Source organism: Streptomyces microflavus (assembly GCF_014650075.1).
Lineage (GTDB): Bacteria > Actinomycetota > Actinomycetes > Streptomycetales > Streptomycetaceae > Streptomyces > Streptomyces microflavus.
This window is the reverse complement of record NZ_BMUG01000009.1, coordinates 355,717-375,256: the sequence shown is the minus strand read 5'-3', so window position 1 is coordinate 375,256 and position 19,540 is coordinate 355,717. Positions and strand designations below refer to the sequence as shown.

Below are 19,540 nucleotides of genomic sequence, written 5' to 3'. Positions count from 1 at the left end.
ACCCGGCACCGAGTGGGTTTCGGTCAAGTGTGACGTTTTTCGGGGGCCGGGCGCAGTACAGAGTGAGCCGACTGGTCATCGGCAGCGCGACGAGCCGGGGTTCCCCCCGTACCTTCGGCTCAGCGCATCGGCGCGGGCGGGACACGTTCCCCCGGTCCCGCCCGCGCCCTCTCTCCCCGTACCGCGTTCACCAGTGGATTCCGTAACACGGTCACGAGCGGACCCGTACCGCTCTCACCAGTAGATGACGACCTTGTCGCCGTTCTTCACCTGGTCGAAGAGGGCCGCGACCTTCTTCCTGTCCCGCACGTTCACACAGCCGTGCGAGGCGCCGCCGTAGCCGTTGGCCGCGAAGTCGGCGGAGTAGTGCACGGCCTGGCCGCCGCTGAAGAACAGGGCGTACGGCATCGGGGTGTCGTACAGCGTCGACACGTGGTCCCTCGACTTCCAGTACACCGGGAACTCGCCCTCACGGGTCGGTGTGTACTCCGAGCCGAAGCGCACATCCATCGCCGAGACGACCCGGCCGTCGATCATCCACGCCAGCGTCCGGCTCTTCTTGCTGATGCAGAGCACCCGGCCGGTCAGACACCGCTTGTCCGGATCGGCCACCGGCCGCTCGGTCGGCGGGTCCAGCTCGTCGGCCGTCGGCGTACGGGTCATGGACTGCAGCTTCCGCCAGGTGTCCGCGTCGGTGGAGCCGGTCGCCTCCGTGCCGCGCTTGGCCTGGAAGGACCGTACGGAGTCGGCGGTGACCGTGCCGTAGTAGCCGGTGGGGTTGCGCCCGAAGTGTCCGATCTGCCGCAGCCGGGCCTGCAACTCCCGCACCTGGGCGCCCTCGGACCCGGTCCGCATCAGGACCTGGGGCGGTGGGGCGGTGCTCGGCCGGGGTGCGGGGGAGGAGGGCGCGGGCGGTGTGGTGGGCGGTTCGGTGGGCGGGGCCGACGGGCTCGCGGGCGGGGTGCTGGGGGACGGCTCGGCCGTGCCGGTCCCGCCCTTGCCGTCGTCGGTGGGCGCGGTGGCGGGAGAGGCGGGCGCGGTGGTGGCCCGGGCCGATGGCTGCCGCAGGGCGTCCGCCCCGGGGTCCTGCGGCCCGCACCCCGCCGCCAGGGCTGCTGTCACGAGCACCCCGGCGGTCACCCCGGCCGCCCGTCTGCCGCGCCGGTTCCTCCGTGTGTACGGGCCGCTGCCCTGGAGCCCCCGCGTGTAAGGGCCGTCGCCCCCGCCGGCGTACGCGTCGCTCTCCGCGCCCACGTTCCTGTCGGCCATCCCCGCCATCCCCGCTTCCCCCACTTCGTACGGCTCGACCGTCCGATCGATCCTCCGGTGCCTCACCGGTGCTTCCCCTGACGGATGCCCGTCCTGCCCGGTGGTCGAATCCTGCGCACGACGCTAGTGCCGCCAGGTCACGGCAGGACGGCCGAAAGGTCACGGCGAGACGGCTGCCTCCCAGCCGTCCGGACAGCTGGCCGGACGGCTGGCGAGACGGCTGGGCGAGGCGGCGTACAGATGTGCGAAACTCCGTCCATGCTGGGTGTTACCGACCTTCCGACCTACCTCGCCGGCCTGCTGCTGATCGTTCTGCTGCCGGGCCCGAACTCGCTGTACGTGCTCTCCGTCGCGGCGCGACGCGGCGTGCGCACCGGCTATAGGGCCGCCGCCGGAGTGTGGACCGGGGACGCCGTCCTGATGACGCTGTCCGCGCTCGGCGCGGCCTCGCTGCTGCAGACCACGCCCCTGCTGTTCGCCGTCGTCAAGTACGCGGGCGCCGGCTATCTGACCTGGCTGGCAATCGGCATGCTGCGCGCGGCGGCCTCCCTGTGGCGCGAACGGCACCGGCGCACCGCCGAGCTGGCGGAGGCCGCCGAGACGCCCGGGGCGGGGGCGACGACGGAGAACCCCTACCGCCGGGCGCTGGTGGTCAGCCTGATCAACCCGAAGGCGATCCTGTTCCTGATCTCGTTCTTCGTCCAGTTCGTCGACCCCGGCTACGCCTACCCGGCCCTGTCGTTCCTGCTGCTGGGGACGCTGCTCCAGCTCGCCAGCTTCCTGTACCTCTCGACGCTGATCTTCGGCGGCACCCGCCTGGCCGCCGCCTTCCGCCGCCGCAAGAGGCTCTCGGCGGGGGCGACTTCGGCGGCGGGCGTGCTGTTCCTCGGGTTCGCGGCGAAGCTCTCGCTCAGCAGCGTCTAAGCGTCCGGGGGCTCGGCCGGCTCTCTCACTCGTGCCAGGCCTTCCCCCCGACGTTCCGGATCATCCGCTGGAGCACCTTCAGCGCGGCGACGAACTCCTCGTCGGGGATGCCCTCGTGGATCTCCGCGCGGGCCCGCGCGACCCGTACGGACGCCCGGTCGCGCAGCGCCAGTCCCTCGGGGGTGATCCGCAGCCGGTCCTCGTCGTCCTGGGTGATCAGCTCGCGTCGGAGGAGTTCGTCGACGGCCTCCTCGATGCCGTCCGCCCCGGTGTCGAGGTACCCGCTGAGCAGGGTGACCACCTCGGCGCGGCCGCGGCCGTCCTCCCCCGCGCCGATGACCTGGTTCATCACCCACCAGGGCGGCTGCGTGAGCCCGTGTTCGGCCAGTGCCGACCGGATGTGGGTGACCGTCGCGTCGTGCGCGGCCCAGCTCCAGTAACCGATCGGCTGGCGGGCGAGTCCTGCGTCGTCGTGTGAGTAGTCCATGCCCCGAAGGTAGGACCTCAAGCCAACTTGAGGTCAAGTGGCTTGAGGTCCCCACGCGTTCGTGTCGGCCGGCTGCTACCAGATGCTGGAGAAGCCCAGCCGCACCCGCTCCTCCTCGTTGGCCACATCCAGCGCCCCGGCCTTGACCTGTGCCGCCTCCTGGGCGGTCAGGCCCCGGCCGTAGATGCGGATGTCGTCCAGGCCGCCCCGGAAGAGCTCGGTGACACCGGCCGGCTGGTTCGGGAAGTCCGGGCGGGCGCCGATGTGGACGGAGAACTCGGCGGGCGGGGAGATGCTGCCCGCCGGGGCCGCGGCACCGAACTCCTGGCCGCCGTCCACGGACAGCGTCAGCCGGCCCGACTGCCGCTTCACGACCGCGTGGTGCCACTGCCCGTCGTTGTACGAGGACGTGGTCTTCGCCTCCGCGTACGCCGTGCCCGTGTCGATCGCGGCCCGGATCCTGCCCTGGCCCGGCTCCGCCCGCAGCCAGAACTGCTGGACGCCGGAGCCCATCCCGTACCCCCAGACGATCGGCAGCGCGCCCGTCGTGGCGGTGTGGCGGAACCAGGCCGTGAGGGTGAAGTCGCCCGCGCCCAGGCGCAGCGAGTCCGAGCAGGAGACCAGGCGCAGGTAGTCGTCCTGGCCGTCGAAGGTCATGGCCTTGCCGGAGTTGCGGGTGCCCAGTTGGGCGCCGCCGTGGACCACAGCGTGGTTGCCGTACTGGCCCGGGCCGGTGTCGGAGGTGCGGGGCAGGCGCAGTTCGCGCTGGGCGGCGTCCATCTGGCCCTCGGTGAACGAGGTGAAGGCGATGTCGCTGTGCGGGATGTTCCCCGCCGTCTCGTAGAGCACGCCGATGGCGCCGCCGGGGACGAGCGCCAGGTCGGAGTAGCCGGACCGGCCCGGCGTGATCACCGTACCGACGGTCCGCCAGCTCCTGCCCTCGTCGTAGGAGGAGCGGATCGCCAGCTCGCGGCGGTCCTCCAGGGTGTGCGGGCCGAGGCGGGAGGGGGCGGAGAACAGGAGCCGGTCCCGCGCGGCGCCCAGCTCCTTCGCGTGGAGGCGCAGCAGCGATCCGGAGACGGGCGGGGTGTCGAGGCCGGGCACGGGGGAGAACGGTGCGGCGAAGGTGGTCCCGCCGTCCGCGCTGGTGGCGGCCGTCCGGTGGTCGTTCGTGCCGCACCGGGCCGAGCTGCGCGCGTTCACGTACACGCCCCCGCCGGTCGTCTCCGCGACGGACAGCTCGGCCGGGAACGCGGAGGTGGCCCGGTCGACGTCCGCGTGTGCGCCCAGGGCCCAGGTCAGTCCGCCGTCGTCGCTGACGTACAGCTGACCGCCCGCCCGGCCGCCCGTGGTCGTGTAGTCGCCCGGGACGACGAGCCTGCCCCGGTGCGGACCGCGGGCGAGCTGGATGCCGTGGCCGGGTCCGGTGGAGATCCAGGCCCGGTCGGCGGGCTTGAGGTGGGGGAGCGGGGCGCCCGCCGTCCAGCCGGCGCCGTCGTCCACGCTGTGCACGACCCGCAGGCTGCGCGGGCCCCGGACCGGGGCGCTCGGCGTGCCGCTCCAGCCGCCGGTCGCGTACAGGAGTGATACGCGCCCGGTCGCGGTGTCCACGACCGGTGCCGGATTGCCGTGCGCGTCCTCGTCGGCCGCTCCGGCCACCACCTTCAACGGGCCCCAACTACGGCCGCCGTCGGTGGACTTACGCATCACGATGTCGTTGTGCCCGATATCGCTGCAGGTGGCGACCCGCCCCTCGGCGAAGGCCAGCAGGGCGCCGGAGGGCGTGGTGACGAGCGCGGGGATACGGAAGCAGCGGTAGCCCTCGGTGCCCGCCTTGAACGGGGTGGTCACCGCCGCCGGTACGGCTGCGGCAGCAGGGGAAGCGGGGGTGGTGAGGGCCGTGGCCGCCAGCATCAGGGTGAGAGCGGCTGTCAGCGGCCGGGTTCTGCGGCGACGCGGGTGCGGCGGCCGTCCGGGAAAGCGCATGGTGTCGATCCTCGAATCCGTGCTCGTAGTCGATGGGCTCCGGCACTCACCGCTTGGACCGCACCCGCAGGCTCTGCTGTGTCATCGTCCGCTTCAGCCGCGGCCCGATCGGTTTCTCGACGAACCGGTGCAGCAGATGCGCCAGCACCAGGATCGCGACCACCGTGGCGACGAGGGTCAGCTGCGGCGGCAGGTGCAGGCCGCGGCTCATGACGCGGATCGCGAACCAGCCCAGGTGCTCGTGCAGCAGGTAGAAGGGGTACGTCAACGCCCCCGCGAACGTCAGCCAGCGCCAGTTCGCCCACCGCAGCCAGCCCAGCGCCACGGCGGCCACCGCCACGAAGGCGAGGGTCACGATCAGCTGGATCACATAGGGGGAGCGGTCGAACTCGCCGCCCCCGCCCGGGTGCCACAGCGCGGTGACGGAGTACCGCTGTCCCAGCAGCCAGCTGATCAGGACGATGCCCCAGAGCAGCAGGTCGCTGCCGTGCCGGTAGATCAGGTACAGGGCGAGGCCCGCGATGAAGTACGGCGCGTGGTCCCGCATCACCAGGGCGTCGGTCAGCGGATGGTCGGCGATCCGGGCGAAGGCGCCCGCCAGGGTCCAGCCGCAGCAGAAGATGACCACCCGGCGGTACGTCACCCCGCGCCAGACGACGAAGACGGCGAACAGGACGTAGAAGCGGAGCTCCACCCAGAGCGTCCAGCAGACCCCGAGCACCCGGTCCACACCCATCGGCTGCTGGAGCATGGTCAGGTTGACCAGCAGCTCGTCCAGGCGCAGCGGCCGTACGACGACGGGCAGCAGGACCGCCGCGGCCGTGACGACGACGATCGCCGCCCAGTACGCCGGGTAGAGCCGGGCGACCCGGGAGCGGAAGAAGTCACCGACCGTACGGCCCCAGCTGCTCATGCAGATGACGAAGCCGCTGATGATGAAGAAGAGCTGCACCCCCAGGCTGCCGTACGTCGCGAACGACGACAGCGTCGGGAAGAGGTGCGCGGGCGACTGGCCCCAGGACTCGGCGACCGTCCCTTCCTTGCCGGCGTAGTGGTAGAGGCAGACCATCAGGGCGGCCACGATGCGCAGCCCGTCCAGGGCCCGCATCCGGTCCCGTTTCCCGGGCGCCGCGGTGGCCGGACGCACCGGTTCCGCAGCCCGGACCTCCTGCACCGGCAGCGTCGGCGCACCCGTCCGCGTACTCGTCACGTCCATCCCCCCGCTCATCCCCCGCTCATCTCCCTGCTCGTCCCCCGTTCGTCCCCCGTTCGTCCCCGCCCCCTCAGCCGCGCGCGCTGCGGACACCGGGGAGCCGCCGGCCCGCGCCCCGCTTCCAGGCGACGGCCTGCCGGGCGATCCTGCGGACCGTCGCATTGCGCGGGATGAAGTCGAGCTGCCCCGGCAGTGCCCCCGGCAGCGCCAGCGAGGTGAGGCGGCGGCGCCGGAAGTACGGGGACGAGGCCGGGGCCGGATGCGCGGCGAGGTACTCCTCGGCGGCGCCGCGCAGCCCCGGGTAGATCTGCGGCTGCATGGCGAAGCCGACGGCCGTGACCAGACCCGACAGCTCCCCGCGCACCCGCTCCTCGCCCGGCAGCCGCCACGAGGTGACCGCCTCGCGGTCCTCCAGGGCGGGCAGCAGGGCGTCGACGATGGTGACCGGGACGCGGTTGCTGTTCTGGTACGGGGTCAGCGCGGCGAGCAGCTCCTCGGTGCCGACCCTCGCGACGGGGATGCCGTAGAACGTGGCGGCGGTGAGCAGCGCGGTGGAGAACGCCCCCACGACGAGCGCGGGGCGGGTCCGCTCGTACACCACCTCGGCGATCACCGGGGAGTCCAGGACGGTGAGTTCGGCGCCGAGCAGCTCGGCCTCCTGCTCCAGGGCGCGCGACCAGCTCACCGGGGCGGCGGGGTGCGGTTTGAAGACGACGCGGGTGTGGCCGAGCGCCACCGTGCCGCGCAGCATCCGCAGATGGAGCTCCTGCTCCTCGTCGGCGGTGAGGACGTCGATGGCGGAGAGGTACTGGCCGAGCAGCAGCGCCGGGGAGTCGGCCGGTGCGGTGAACTCCTCGGCGGAGTCGGCCAGTTCGCCCAGCACCTTCAGGAACTCGATCGTCGGCACGACCTCCGGCTCGACGTCGAACTCGGTCATCAGCAGCGGCCGCAGCCCCGGCACCAGGTCCAGGTGGAGCAGCCGCTGCACCCGGGTGCCGATCAGCGGATCGATCTTGCTGCGGGTGGGCCCGTAACTCATCAGCCCGTCGGCGTAGAGGTGGATGGGGCTCTCGCCGAAGATCTTGGCCACCGCGCTGGACGGGTTGGCCTGGATGGACTCGCAGGCGATCTCCACCGGCCCGTCGCCCAGCTCCCAGGCCAGCCGCAGGTACCGCTCCCAGAGCAGGGTGTCCTGCTCGCGCGGGAACCAGCCGGCCGGGTGGAAGGGCCTGATGAACGTGTTCCACGAGTGGACCTCGTCGAACTCCGGCCGCAGCGAGGCGAATCCGGCCATCCGGTCGAGCGGGGTGCCGACCTCGGGGGCGGGCGAGGTGTCGCTGACGATCAGCAGTCGGCGGTGTTCGGCGCGCGGGCCGAACTGCCCCGCCCGGATGGCCGCGGTCACCGTGGCGGCGGCGTACTGGGAGGCCGCGAAGAAGAGCTGGGTGGAACGGATGGCAGACATCAGGCACGGGCTCCGGTGGCGGCGGCAGGTGTGGCGGCGGGCGTGGGTTCGGCGCCGACGGGGCGGCGGCGTACCCGGCGCAGCAGGGCGGCGCGCCGGTCGCCCAGGGAGGTGAGGGTCTCGTCGAGCAGGTCGCCGGGAAGCCTGCGCAGGGCGGCGGCGCTCATGGAGCGCAGCGTCCGCGCCACGCCCGGTTCGAACCGCTCCATGGACCCGAGGTGGTGGGCCATGACGGCGCAGTAGGTGCGCATTGCCTTCGGCAGCAGAATATCCGCGTCGCGGTCCTGCGAAGTCTCCGCGATGACCTGGTCGAATGCCCGGATGAAATCGAGCTGGCGGACATCCCCGATCTGGGTGAGCGAGGAAGCGACTCCCCGCCGGTAGAAAACGCCGAGCAGTCCGACCGCCGCGAAACTCTCCGCCTCCCGGTGCAGCCGCCAGATCCACGGCCGGTCCTCCGCGGTGCGCAGTCCGTCGGTGAAATGCAGAAGGCCCTGGTCGAGAAGGCGGCGGTGGTAAATACCGGCCCAGGCGTACGGATAGTCCACCGAGGTCGTGCGGTCGGCCGGAAGGATCACCGAACGGGGGCTGAGCACCACGTTCCGCAGGCCGTGCGGCACCCGGTGCACCGTCCGCGTGCGGCCGGTGACCTGCACATGGTCGGCGCGTACGAAGTCGCACTCCAGCCGCTCGGCCGCGGCGACCAGCTCCGTGAAGTAGCCGGGGGCCAGCCAGTCGTCGCCGTCCAGGAAGGTCAGATACTCCCCGCTCGCCGCGTCGAGGCCGGTGTTCCTGGCCGTGGCCAGACCGCCGTTGCGCTCATGGACGATCACCTTCGCGCCGGGAATGTCCTTCCTCGCGCGCTGGAGCACGTCGGCCGTCCCGTCGGTCGAACGGTCGTCGACGAGGATGAACTCGAAGTCCTCCCGGGCGTTGGCCCGAAGGCTTCTGAGGGTGTCGGGCGCGTATGTCTGCACGTTGAAGAACGGCACGATGACGGAGAGCTTAACCACCCGCATCACGCTAGTTGGAGACCCGGCACTTTCCTTGTCCCGGAAAAGTACTGCGGGTGAACGGTGAATGTCCGAACGGTGAAGCGGACCGAATGGGCCGCCAGTTGACCCTTCCGATCGGCGGAATCCCCAAGCGTCGGCCGCCTGTTAACCATTTGTTGCCGTCACGTTGGGCTGCTCATCGAAATGCCTTCCTAACTTCTAGGACGTGCCCCCACGTACCAGCAATACGGCCGAACCGGCCCGAACCCCCGCCGAGCCCCGCCCGGCGCTGCGGGTCGCCGTCCTCGCCGACTCCGACACCCGGTGGAAATGGGGCGCGCTCACCGCGCGCCGCCTGACCGACGGGGCGGACGAGCGGGGCGCGCGCCCCGTAGAGGTCAGCGGGCTGCTGCTGCGCGGCCGGGCCACCCCGACGCCCCGCCAGCTCGCGGAGGTCGGCGAGGTCGGGATCGACGCCGAGCGGGTCCGTGAGGTCACCGCGGTCGAGTTCCTGCACACCGTGCGCGACGAGCGTTACGACGTCGTCGTACTCGCCCTCGTCGGCGGCGGCGTCCAGGCGATGCTGCACGGGCTGGCCGCGCTGAAGCCGGCGCGCCGCCCGGTCGTCGTCACCGGATACGTCGGCGTCGTCTACGAGAAGCTCGCCGACGGCCTCCTGCTCCGCCACGGCGCGGACGTCGTCCTCGCCAACTCGGCCCACGACGCGGAACGTTTCCGCGCGGTGTACGAGGGAGTGGGCGCCGACGCCTCGGCCGTCACGGAAGCGGCGCTGCCCTTCCTCGGCGGAGCCCCGTACCGCGCCGAAGAGGGCCGCGACACCGTGGTGTTCGCCGCCCAGCCCTCCGTACCGGCCTCCCGCGCCGACCGTACGTACCTGCTCCGCCGGCTCGTCGAGCACGCCCGGCTGCACCCCCGCCGCGAGGTGCTGCTGAAGCTGCGCTCCAAGCCCGGCGAGCACACCACGCACATCGAGGAACTGCCCTACCAGAAGCTCGCGCAGCGGCTGCCCGGCGGCCTGCCGCCCAACTTCCGCCTGGTGTACGGGCACATGGGCGAGGTCCTGGACCGCACCGACCTCCTGGTCACCGTCTCCTCGACCGCCGCCCTGGAGTCCCTGCACCGCCGCATCCCGACCGCGGTCCTTACCGACCTCGGCGTACGGGAGCCCCTCGGCAACCACCACTTCGTCGGCTCGGGGCTCCTCACCTCGTGGGACCGGCTCGACGGCGGGTTCCGCCCACGCCCCGACGGGGAGTGGCTGGCCGGCCAGGGCGTCGCCGCCGACGGCTCGTACGGCACCGCCTACGACACCGCCCGCGCCAAGGTCGCCGGACTCCTCGACACCGCCCAACTCCCTCCGCTCGCCCCCTACTACACGCCCGCCACCGCCTCCGGCTACCTCCCCGGCATCCTCGCCCGCCACCACCTGGCCCCCGACGGCACGCCGCTGCCCGGTGCCGTCGCGCCGCAGGAGCCCGGCCGGGTCCGGGGCGCGGTGCGGGAGACCGTCCGCAACGCGGCGCGCGGCGCCTACCGCCACGGCGTCCAGCGCGTCGCCCCGGTGATCCGCCGGATGGGGGAGCTGTGACCACTACTTCAGGAGCTTCGATGACCCCGACCGTGACTTCAGGGGCTTCGATGACCCCGACCGTGCTCGCCGTGATCCCCGCCCGCGGCGGATCCAAGGGCGTCCCCGCCAAGAACCTCGCCGAGGTCGGCGGCATCCCCCTGGTGGCCCGTGCCGTCCGCGCCGCGCTCGGCGCCCCCGAGGTCACCGACGTCGTCGTCACCACCGACGACGCCACCATCGCGGAGGCCGCCCGCACCGCCGCCGCCCACCTCGGCGCCGCCCACCGGCTGCACTGCGTGGAGCGCCCCGCCGCCATCGCGGGCGACACCGCCACCAGCGAGGCGGCCGTCCTGCACGCGCTGGACACGTACGAGGCCGAGCGCGCCCGCACCGTCGACGTGGTCCTCCTCGTCCAGTGCACCAGCCCGTTCGTCTCCCGCGAGGACATCGACGGGGTCGCCAGGGCGGTGGCCCACGAGGGCGCCGACACGGCCGTCACCGTCGCCCCGTTCCACGGGTTCGTCTGGCGCGACGGGGCCGCGGTCGAGGAGGGCACGTACGGCGTCAACCACGACAAGTCCGTACGCCCGCGCCGCCAGGACCGCCCCCAGGACTACCTGGAGACCGGCGCCGCGTACGCGATGGACGCGGCGGGCTTCCGTACCCACCGCCACCGCTTCTTCGGCCACACCGCCCTGGTCCCCACCGACCCGGCCCGGGTGCTGGAGATCGACGACCCGCACGACCTGGCCCGCGCCCGCGCGCTCGCCCCGCTCCTGGACCCCTCGCCGCTGCCCTCCCTCGCGGACGTGGACGCGGTCGTCCTGGACTTCGACGGCACCCAGACCGACGACCGGGTCATGGTCGACTCCGACGGGCGCGAGACGGTCGCCGTGCACCGGGGCGACGGACTCGGCATCGCCGCCCTGCGCAAGGCCGGGGTGCCCCTCCTGATCCTCTCCACCGAACAGAACCCGGTCGTCGCCGCCCGCGCCCGCAAGCTCCAGGTGCCCGTCCTGCACGGCATCGACCGCAAGGACGAGGCGCTCAAGCAGTGGTGCGACGAGCAGAACATCGCCCCCGACCGCGTTCTCTACGTCGGCAACGACGTCAACGACCTGGGCTGCTTCGCCCTCGCGGGCTGGCCCGTGGCGGTCGGCAGCGCCCACGACTCGGTACGCGCCGCGGCGCGCGCCGTCACGACCACCCCCGGCGGCTACGGCGCCATCCGCGAGATCGCGGCCTGGCTGCTGGGCCCCACCCTCACCACCTCTCCCTCTGTCCCCACAGTCCCCACCAAGTAAGGAAGCACCACCATGAGCACCTCCCGCCTGCGCACGTTCGGCACCCGTACCGCCGGACCCGGCAACCCCGTCTACATCACGGGTGAGATCGGCATCAACCACAACGGCGACCTCGGCAACGCCCTCGCCCTGATCGACGCGGCCGCCGAAGCCGGCTGCGACGCGGTCAAGTTCCAGAAGCGCACCCCGGAGATCTGCACCCCGCGCGACCAGTGGGACATCGAGCGCGACACCCCCTGGGGCCGGATGACGTACATCGACTACCGCCACCGCGTCGAGTTCGGCGAGGACGAGTACCGCGCCATCTCCGAGCACTGCGCCGAGCGTGGCATCGACTGGTTCGCCTCCCCGTGGGACACCGAGGCCGTCGCCTTCCTGGAGAAGTTCGACGTCCCCGCCCACAAGGTGGCCTCCGCCTCCCTCACCGACGACGAGCTGCTCCGCGCCCTGCGCGCCACCGGCCGCACGGTGATCCTCTCCACCGGCATGTCGACCCCGAAGCAGATCCGCCACGCGGTCGAGGTCCTGGGCAGCGACAACATCCTGCTCTGCCACGCCACCTCGACGTACCCGGCCAAGGCCGAGGAGCTCAACCTGCGGGTCATCAACACCCTCCAGCAGGAGTACCCCAACGTCCCGATCGGCTACTCCGGCCACGAGACGGGCCTGCAGACCACCCTCGCGGCCGTCGCGCTGGGCGCCACCTTCGTCGAGCGCCACATCACCCTGGACCGCGCCATGTGGGGCTCCGACCAGGCCGCCTCCGTCGAGCCGCAGGGCCTGACCCGCCTGGTCCGCGACATCCGCACCATCGAGGCCTCCCTCGGCGACGGAGTCAAGAAGGTGTACGAGTCCGAGCTCGGCCCGATGAAGAAGCTCCGCCGGGTCGCGGGCGTCGTCGCCGAGGCCGACAACGCGCCGGCCCCCGAGCCGGTCGCGGTCTGAGCGCCGACCGGTGAACCTCGCCTTCGTCGAGAGCCCGGTCCAGCTCCTGAACGTCCTGGAGTGGACCCACGCCATGGGGGGAGACGACCCGGCCGCCACCACGGTCGTCGTCCTCCCCCCGGTCGACCCGATGTCGCGCGGCCAGCTGCGCCGGATGGCGGAGCTGGCCCGCGACGAGGGCATCACCGTCCGCTGGCAGGAGGCGCGCGGGGAGTCCGGCGCGCCTCTCAAGGCCCTGCGAGCCCTGGCCGGACTGGTCAGGCGCGCCGACCACATAGTGATCGGCGACCCGTTCTCCCGCTATGTGCAGCTCCTGCTCACCCTGGTCCGCGCCGAGCGCCTCACGGTGGTCGACGACGGCACGGCGACCATGGAGTTCGTCACCCAGCTGGCCCGGGGCGAGCGACTGACCCGCTGGCACCGCAAGGGCCGCGGCGGCCCGCGCGAGCTGCTCCTCGCCCCGGTCACGGCCACCGCCCGGCGCCGCTTCACCCCGACGGCCCGGCACACGGTGGAGGTCTTCACCGCGATGCCGGTGGAGCCCCCCGAGGGCATCACCGTCACCGCCAACACCTTCGCCTGGACCCGCGCCCGCTTCGGCCCGCCGAGCATCGGCAAGGGGGCGGACCTCGTCGGCACGTCCCTGGTCGAGACGGGGGTCGTCGACCCGGTCCCGTACCAGGAGGCGGTCACGGCCCTGGCCCGCGCCCACGGCGCGACCCGCTACTTCGCCCACCGCCGGGAGTCCGCCGAGAAGCTCCACGCCCTGGAAGCCGCCACCGGCCTGGAGATCGTCCGCCCGGACCTCCCCCTGGAACTCATCGCCCGCCGCGGCCCCATCGGCCACACGGTGGTGAGCTTCCCCTCGACGGTGGTCCACACCCTCCCGCTGGCCCTGGCCGGCACGGGCGTGAACGTCGCGGTCTGCGACATCGCCCCGGAATGGCTCCGCACGACGGCCTCCCCGCGCGCGCAGGGGTTCCTCAGCGGGGTCACGGAGACGGCCCGGGGGGTGCAGCGGCTGACGTCGACGGCCCACGCGTAGGGGCGCTCACACCTGCCGGCGAGGTTCCAGCATCCTGTCCACGAGGTTCCTGGTGGCCCGCTGGACCAGCGGGTTGAGGTGAGCGGGTTCGTTCAGCGCGAGCGGCCAGTGGAAGGTGCCCGCCACGAAGACGAGCGTTCCCTCGGTGTTCTCGCACAGGCTGGCGTTGTGCTCACGGCGGCCGCGGCCCCAGCTGTCGGTGTACGGGGAAGCGGCCAGGAGCGTCTGCTTGCTGTCTGCGGGGCGGGGCATCGAGGGATCGAAACCGTCGGCCTCCACCCCCACCAGATCCGGAATGCTGTCGCCGTCCCGCAGTCCTGTCCCCTTCCAGAACCAGTGGCCGCTCTCCCTGACCACGAGCGGTGCGGGCTTCGCGAGGATGCCGTTGTACTGCACGCCCAGCAGGCCCTGTTCGGCCTTCCGCCGCTTCTTGGCCAGTTTGCGCCAGCGCACGGTGGGGCCCGCCGCACCCGGCTCGGGGTCCGGAGTCTCCTTGTAGCACGTCACCACCCGGCCTTCACGGCCGTCCGCGGAGGGCTCGACGCGGATGTGGAAGTAGATGTTGTTCGAGGCGAGGAAGGCGAGATGGGTCCCCGCCTCCACAGCTTCCTCGGCGCAGTCGCGCATCTCCTGCGACCAGTATTCGTCGTGTCCGGAGAAGACGACCGCCGTGTACCTGGCGGGGTCGATCCGTCCCTCGTGCAGGTCCACACTGCTCGCGTAGGTGATGTCGAACCCGGCCTCCTCCGCCCACCGGGCCGTGGCGGTGTCCATCTCGAACCAACGCGGCACCCCGGTGTCCACGTACGGCCTGTCGAAGGAGACCTGGAGGGCCCGCTCCTCGTTCCCGCCGATCTCGCCCGCGGGGGTGTAACCCTTGTACAGGTTCTTGCCGGTGCGCCCGTCGAAGGGCCAGAGGTTGTACGCCTGGTACGTGGTGAAGGGCAGCACCATCAGCAGGTCGGACCGGCGCTCGGTGTCGCGTACGACGAACGGTGTGGAGCTGCGGAAACCATCGGCCGAGGTGAATACGGCCAGGTAGATCCCCGACACCCACGCGCCCGGAACGTCCAGGGTCCAGGCGACCGGCCAGTCGCAGGCTATGAGCCCGGTGTCCGGATCGGGAACCGGCCGCTCACGGGGCTCCACCCGGACCGGGTCGCCGGTCAGCAGATGCCGGGCGCCGTCACCGCCGTAGTGGCCCACGCGGTAGACCGCCACGGTGCACTCCTGGGCGCGGTGAGCCGATATGTGGAAGTCGATCGACTCGCCACGGCTCACCGATGTGGCCGAGGCGTACCCCTGTATCTGGATCTTCTTGTCGTCGGCAGCCCGCGTGCCGCCCTGCCCGATCCGCCATTGCTGCGAGCCGGCGGAGCGGTTCTCCCGGGCCACGGGGTTCTTCCCCGTACTCGCCGCAGGACGTCTCGGCAGGGATTCGGCTTCACCGCGCAACTGGTAACCGGCCACCGCGACGGCTCCGGCCCCGAGGGCTCCTAGGGCAACACGACGGGACACCTTCGACACAGCACACACTCCGGGGGCCCGGACGCCGGGCCTCGTGCCTCACGCGTCGATACCTGTCAGCAATCGCTCATCGTACGAGTGGGATGAGCATGAGATATAGGTGCGGTGCCTGTGTGCCGGGACACACTGCAGACAGTGGATCGTCTCCGGCTGCCGGGAGTGGTCCGCACCACCCCCGGTGCGGACCACCTTCAGGCCTTCAGCTGTCGTAGCGCTCCACCACAAGCGCGCGGGCGAAGCTGAAGCCGCTGGTCACCCCCCAGCTGCTGACGGGTTTGGCGAAAGTGCGGTTGGTCTGGGCCGACCAGGTCCACGCCTTGACGCTGCCGTCGTCATATCCGTACAAGGCGCCGAAGTCGTCTAGGCCGTCTCCGTTGTAGTCACCGATGACGATCGACATGTGGTCCCGCCACATGCTTCCCGCAGGCGTCGTCCAGGCCTCTGTGGTCGAACTGAACGTACCTGCAGGGCTGCTGGGGAATGTGTAGATGCTGTCGTGGCCGTCGGCGTAGTCGTACCAGGCGGCTATGTCGTCCCGCCCGTCCCCGTCAAAGTCGCCGGCATGGATCGTTGTGCGGTCCCAACTGCCCCAGGAGCTGCTGGTCCAGGAGCCGACTGGGTAATTGAACCCACCGGTGGGGGCGGTGATGAAGGTGAAGATCTTGTTGCTTCCGTCGGAGTACCCGTGGAAGACGGCCAGATCGTCCCGCCCGTCACCGTTGAAGTCACCGGTCACCTGCTTGTCACGTGCTGCCGTCCAGCTCCCAGCGGGACTGGCCCACGACGTGAAAGGAGTGTTGAAGCCGCCGCGGACGTTCGCGGTGAACGTCCACAGGGCGTCGCGCCCGTCGGCGTAGTCGTACCAGACGGCCACGTCGTCACGGCCGTCACCGTTGAAGTCGCCGCTGTTCAGCCTCATCCGCTTGAAGCTCCAGTTGCCGGCCGGAACCTTCCACGACTCGAACGGTGCTGCGTACCTGCCCTGCGTGTTGCCCAGCCAGGTCCACAGGGAGACACGTCCATCCTGGTATCCGTAGACGGCCGCCACATCGCCGATACCGTCTCCGTTGAAGTCACCGGTGGTGCGCTTCATGAGTTCGGCGTTCCAGGAGTCCGCAGGTACGTTCCACCCCGCGAACGGGTTCTTGAACGTACCGTCCGAGTTCGTCAGGAAGTTGTGGATGGAGTCCGACTTGTCGGCATGGTCGTACCAGTCCGCCAGGTCGCTGCGCCCGTCACCGTTGTAGTCGTGCCGAATCACGGTGCCACTGCTCCACTGCGACTGACCCTTCGCATTGTGGATGACCAGGTTTCCGCGGTCCTGCAGTACGGCGTAGCCTTCCGCGCCGCTCGTCCTGGAATCCCAGAGCACGGTGGTGCCGTCGGCCTTGTAGACCACGAGGTTGCCCTGGGTCTGCATGACGGCTTTCGCCCCGACGTTCCCCGCGGTCTTCGTCGACCACAGGCGCTTGCCGGCGTTGGAGGTGATCTCCAGGTCGCCGTCGTCCTTCATGGTCAGCTTGGCTGACCGGGAGGTGTAGGACTGACCGCCGGTGAGCGTCGTCCCAGCGGGGATGCGGGCTCCGCCGACGGCTCCGTCGATGGCGAACGAGCTACCGAAGAGCGTGGACCCGGTGGTTCTGCCGGGCCAGCCGACCATGGTGTTGTCGGCCTTGCGCGCCCAGAGGTCGGCCACTCCGTCACCGGTGAAGTCACCGACCGAACCGACCTCCGGGAAGGCGGCAGCAGTCACGCCAGTGCCAATCTTCGAACGATCCGTGCTGCTGCCCCACGTGGTGGGGTCGAGCAGCCCGTTCGATCCCTTCTTTCCGTACGTTCTCAGAATGTCGCCCGAGCTCTTGTGGCGCAGCCAGAGATCGGCGAGACCGTCGTCGTTCAGATCGCCGGGTGCGAGCACGGTGAACTGGTCCCAGTCGGTGCCCCCTACCAGAACGGGTGTACTCAGCCGCTTCGTGAAGTCACCGAAATAGGCCCAGAGGAGCTTGCCCTGCCGGACCAGCAGATCGGGCTTGCCATCGGCATTGATGTCACCGGGGGCAATGATCTGGTCGGCATTGCTCCAATGGTCGTTCCCGGTCCACCCGGGCTCGCCGACGCAGCCGTAGTCCTCGTCGACCACGGGGCACTTGACAGTCAGGCGTTGCTTGCCTTCCTGGTGATCAGTGGTTGCGATGCCGAGGCCGTTGTTCGGGTACGTCCAAAGGTGCTTTCGCTTGCTGACGGTGTCGTACTCCAGCGTCACCAGGTCGGTGTAGCCGTCCTGACCCCAGTCGGTGCGATAGGAGATGTCGGCGTCACTGAAGGACTGCCCTCCGTTGGTGGCCGAGGAGAACGTGCTGTCCTGCTGCCCCGCGTAGGTCAGCAGGGTGCCGTTCGAATCGACGCTCCAGATGTCCTTGTTGCCGTCGCCGTTGAGATCACCCGGAGCGTCCCGCTCGGCGGACCGTGTGGCGTAGTACAGGTAGCTCGCGGCATCGGAGCGATTGCCGGCCTTGTCGACGCTGTAGGCGTGAACGAAGTGCGGACCGTAGCTGGGCGGACGCACTGACGCCGGTGCCCCTGGCTGCGCCTCGTTGAGTTCCGGGGCGTGGTCGGTCCACCAGACGTAGTGATCGATGTCCGTCACCCCGTTGGGCGCGAAGGTGAATTTGCCTTCCTCTCGTGCCATACCGGTCGGGTTGGGCCACCCGTTCTCGCCGGATGGGAACTTGTTGCCCTGAGACGAGATGATGGGGGGGTTGCTCGGGCGTGTGCGGTCGACCGAAAACGCGCACGTCGAGGTCCAGGCCGAGGTGGCACCGTCGGAATCCTTCGCGCGGACCTTCCAGGTGTAATCACCCGTCGGAAGCTTGGCATCGGTGACGGGGAGGGTGACGACGCGACCCTTCAGAGCCGAGAGACTCTGACTGACGACCGGGGTCGTGCTGCCCTTGGGAAAGACCTGGAATTGCGCCTCCAGATTGCCTGCTTCCGGGTCGTCGACGGTGGCATGCAGGCTCACTCTGGTGTTGCCGATGAGCCCACCTGCTGAGCACGACGTCCTGGGATTGGTTCCCAGGCGGTAGGGCGTCTTGGGCGGACTGTTGTACGTGGTCTCCAGGATCGCAGTCTTGGCGTCGAACTTCTTCCACCCGTATGTGTCTCCCTCGTCGGAAGCATAAAGTCCGAGGGTGATACTCGACCACTTGCCAGCAGCAGCCTGACTCGCCTTTGCCGTGACATCGAACTCGAGATTGCCGGCGGCGCAATCCTTGCTCCAGCCCTTCGAGTCTGTCACGGTTCTGAGTGGAACTCCGCCGACCTTGCTGGGCTGGTCCGCCCACGTTGTCTTCTTGGAGATCGGTGTCGTCTCCCAGAGCTCAACCGGGCGCGCCTGGCAGGACCAGGACCATACGTTCTTGATTCGGAAGGTTGAGGATTTTACCTGCACACCCTTGATGGTGTCCGTATCGATCTGGAAGAAGGAGCGGGAGAGGCCGTTGGTCTCGTTCTCGTACCCGACTCGGGCCACTTCGTTGGCATTCCAGAAGGACGCCTCGGGGAACTTCTTGTAGACGCGAGTCCAGTTCTCCTTCTTCCCCCAGGCCCAGGACGGGTCGATATATACGGGATAAGTGGTTCTTGGGCCGGTCAGCAGGTCCTGGTCCGGTTTGATCTGGATGCTGTCGCCGCTCACCGTGGTCGGCATCTTCGCGTCCGCGGCGCCGGGCGGCGGTTCGAACACATCGCCCGGACTCCCGGCTTCGGCCTCGCTGGCGAAGGCCGCCTTGGCCGCAGGGGCGGAGGTAATGGTCCGCGAATCCCACATGAGCGGTGTCGGACTGGTGAAAACGGTCTGCCCAGCCGGATCGACCGCCGCGAGACTGCCGGTCTCCGCGTCTGCGGACACGGCCAGCCCTATCGTCTTCACCTGGTAGGAGAGGGAGGTCAGAGCCGGGTTCTTCGCGGCTTCGGCGGTCTTCACGACGAGGAGCTGCGAGAAGCCCTCGACCTCTGCCTTGAGCTGAAGATCCACGCCGGGGAGCACTTCCCGGTAGGTGGCGACGTTCTCGGCGAGCACCGGCTTCGGCAGGGCGGTGGGCCACGAGAGGGCGAGCGTGCGCCCATCCTTGACGCCCGAGAGCAGAGGCCCTGTTCCGCCACCGGAGAACGTCACGTCCACCGTCGAGGCCTTGGGCTTCACCCCGCCGTCGGACGAGAAGGCCAGATCGGCATCGGTCGGTATCCACGTCCCGTCGCGGAACAGGCGCACGGGCGATCCGTATCGCTTGACGGAGAACAAGCCGTCCGGGTGTACCCAGGTATCAGAAATCTCCGTACGGGCGGACTCCAACTCGACCGGTGAGCCGGTCGACTTGGCAGTGGCCAGTGCCTGGTCCTCCTCGCTGACCGAACCGTCGTCGATCGGAGCCCCGGTGGTCGCCGCGACGTGCTGTGCGCTCGCGGGCTCTGCTGCGGCGACTGCCGGAACGAGGGCTCCGGTCACGCCGACGGCTGCCGCCAGAAGCACAGAAACGGACTGCCTTAGCGGTCTTTTTCTTCTTTGATCCCAGCTGTTTGTGCGATTCATTTCACTCCCCCCAGAAAGTTCACATTTTCCGCGCCGACGATAGGTCCATGTGCCTGGATCGGGAACGCCGAAGTCCGATAAGACCGCAATGTGATGCCGGAATGCCGGTGAGTGAGGTCAAATGTGTCGCGCCTTTGGGTGTTATGGGCGGTTAAGTACTTCTGGTCTCGATGGGGCATGGACCCGGGAGGGCGAATC

13 protein-coding genes are annotated in these 19,540 nt (G+C 70.2%); 5 read left to right on the top strand and 8 right to left on the bottom strand.

Going from position 1 to position 19,540, the window contains the following annotated elements; all coding sequences use genetic code 11:
• Positions 1-234 precede the first annotated feature (234 nt).
• The gene (locus IE264_RS26840; RefSeq protein WP_190167711.1) at positions 235-1,278 is read right to left on the bottom strand and encodes a L,D-transpeptidase family protein; all 1,044 of its coding nucleotides are present in this window, start codon (positions 1,276-1,278) and stop codon (positions 235-237) included.
• A gap of 249 nt (positions 1,279-1,527) precedes the next feature.
• Here IE264_RS26840 and leuE point away from each other — a divergent pair, with 249 nt between their 5' ends.
• On the top strand, positions 1,528-2,193 hold the full coding sequence (leuE, locus tag IE264_RS26835; RefSeq protein ID WP_032759878.1) for a leucine efflux protein LeuE: 666 nt from the start codon (positions 1,528-1,530) through the stop codon (positions 2,191-2,193).
• A gap of 25 nt (positions 2,194-2,218) precedes the next feature.
• On the opposite strand, the gene IE264_RS26830 is transcribed toward leuE, so the two are convergent.
• From IE264_RS26830 to IE264_RS26810, 5 genes are all read right to left on the bottom strand, one after another.
• Positions 2,219-2,680, bottom strand: a complete 462-nt coding sequence (locus IE264_RS26830; protein ID WP_032759877.1) for a MarR family winged helix-turn-helix transcriptional regulator — start codon at positions 2,678-2,680, stop codon at positions 2,219-2,221.
• Positions 2,681-2,755: 75 nt separating this feature from the next.
• Positions 2,756-4,666, bottom strand: coding sequence for a sialidase family protein (locus tag IE264_RS26825; RefSeq protein WP_032759876.1), 1,911 nt, complete (start codon positions 4,664-4,666; stop codon positions 2,756-2,758).
• A 46-nt stretch (positions 4,667-4,712) separates the two neighbouring features.
• Positions 4,713-5,882: an acyltransferase family protein gene (locus tag IE264_RS26820; RefSeq protein ID WP_229887776.1), complete on the bottom strand. Its 1,170-nt coding sequence runs from the start codon at positions 5,880-5,882 to the stop codon at positions 4,713-4,715.
• A gap of 67 nt (positions 5,883-5,949) precedes the next feature.
• The gene (locus IE264_RS26815) at positions 5,950-7,344 is read right to left on the bottom strand and encodes a polysialyltransferase family glycosyltransferase (RefSeq protein ID WP_032759875.1); all 1,395 of its coding nucleotides are present in this window, start codon (positions 7,342-7,344) and stop codon (positions 5,950-5,952) included.
• Positions 7,344-8,357, bottom strand: coding sequence for a glycosyltransferase family 2 protein (locus IE264_RS26810; protein ID WP_032759906.1), 1,014 nt, complete (start codon positions 8,355-8,357; stop codon positions 7,344-7,346). Before IE264_RS26810 ends, IE264_RS26815 begins: the two co-directional genes overlap by 1 nt.
• Positions 8,358-8,565: 208 nt before the next feature.
• Between IE264_RS26810 and IE264_RS26805 the strand changes: the two genes are divergently transcribed.
• From IE264_RS26805 to IE264_RS26790, 4 genes are read left to right on the top strand one after another with little or no spacing between them, the layout of a single operon-like run.
• Positions 8,566-9,948 carry a DUF6716 putative glycosyltransferase gene (locus tag IE264_RS26805; RefSeq protein WP_032759874.1) on the top strand — a complete coding sequence of 461 codons (1,383 nt, stop codon included), beginning with the start codon at positions 8,566-8,568 and terminating at the stop codon, positions 9,946-9,948.
• Positions 9,949-9,998: 50 nt separating this feature from the next.
• Entirely contained in the window at positions 9,999-11,234 is a 1,236-nt protein-coding gene (locus IE264_RS26800; RefSeq protein WP_015610904.1) for an acylneuraminate cytidylyltransferase, read from the top strand.
• A 12-nt stretch (positions 11,235-11,246) separates the two neighbouring features.
• Positions 11,247-12,179 (top strand): N-acetylneuraminate synthase family protein, encoded by a 933-nt coding sequence (locus tag IE264_RS26795; RefSeq protein WP_015610905.1) that lies wholly within the window; start codon positions 11,247-11,249, stop codon positions 12,177-12,179.
• A 10-nt stretch (positions 12,180-12,189) separates the two neighbouring features.
• The gene (locus IE264_RS26790; protein WP_015610906.1) at positions 12,190-13,224 is read left to right on the top strand and encodes a hypothetical protein; all 1,035 of its coding nucleotides are present in this window, start codon (positions 12,190-12,192) and stop codon (positions 13,222-13,224) included.
• A gap of 6 nt (positions 13,225-13,230) precedes the next feature.
• On the opposite strand, the gene IE264_RS26785 is transcribed toward IE264_RS26790, so the two are convergent.
• Positions 13,231-14,742 (bottom strand): N,N-dimethylformamidase beta subunit family domain-containing protein, encoded by a 1,512-nt coding sequence (locus IE264_RS26785; RefSeq protein ID WP_229887774.1) that lies wholly within the window; start codon positions 14,740-14,742, stop codon positions 13,231-13,233.
• A gap of 208 nt (positions 14,743-14,950) precedes the next feature.
• Complete coding sequence (locus tag IE264_RS38125; protein ID WP_051822024.1) at positions 14,951-19,282, bottom strand: FG-GAP-like repeat-containing protein; 4,332 nt, start codon at positions 19,280-19,282, stop codon at positions 14,951-14,953.
• Positions 19,283-19,540: the final 258 nt, after the last annotated feature.

Excerpts from the sequence above, each read along its gene's own strand:
- IE264_RS26800 (WP_015610904.1), top strand. The coding sequence starts at position 9,999 with ATGACCCCGACCGTGCTCGCCGTGATCCCCGCCCGCGGCGGATCCAAG.
- IE264_RS26830 (WP_032759877.1), bottom strand. The coding sequence starts at position 2,680 with ATGGACTACTCACACGACGACGCAGGACTCGCCCGCCAGCCGATCGGT.
- IE264_RS26820 (WP_229887776.1), bottom strand. The coding sequence starts at position 5,882 with ATGGACGTGACGAGTACGCGGACGGGTGCGCCGACGCTGCCGGTGCAG.
- IE264_RS26825 (WP_032759876.1), bottom strand. The coding sequence starts at position 4,666 with ATGCGCTTTCCCGGACGGCCGCCGCACCCGCGTCGCCGCAGAACCCGG.
- IE264_RS26815 (WP_032759875.1), bottom strand. The coding sequence starts at position 7,344 with ATGTCTGCCATCCGTTCCACCCAGCTCTTCTTCGCGGCCTCCCAGTAC.
- IE264_RS26795 (WP_015610905.1), top strand. The coding sequence starts at position 11,247 with ATGAGCACCTCCCGCCTGCGCACGTTCGGCACCCGTACCGCCGGACCC.
- leuE (WP_032759878.1), top strand. The coding sequence starts at position 1,528 with ATGCTGGGTGTTACCGACCTTCCGACCTACCTCGCCGGCCTGCTGCTG.
- IE264_RS26840 (WP_190167711.1), bottom strand. The coding sequence starts at position 1,278 with ATGGCGGGGATGGCCGACAGGAACGTGGGCGCGGAGAGCGACGCGTAC.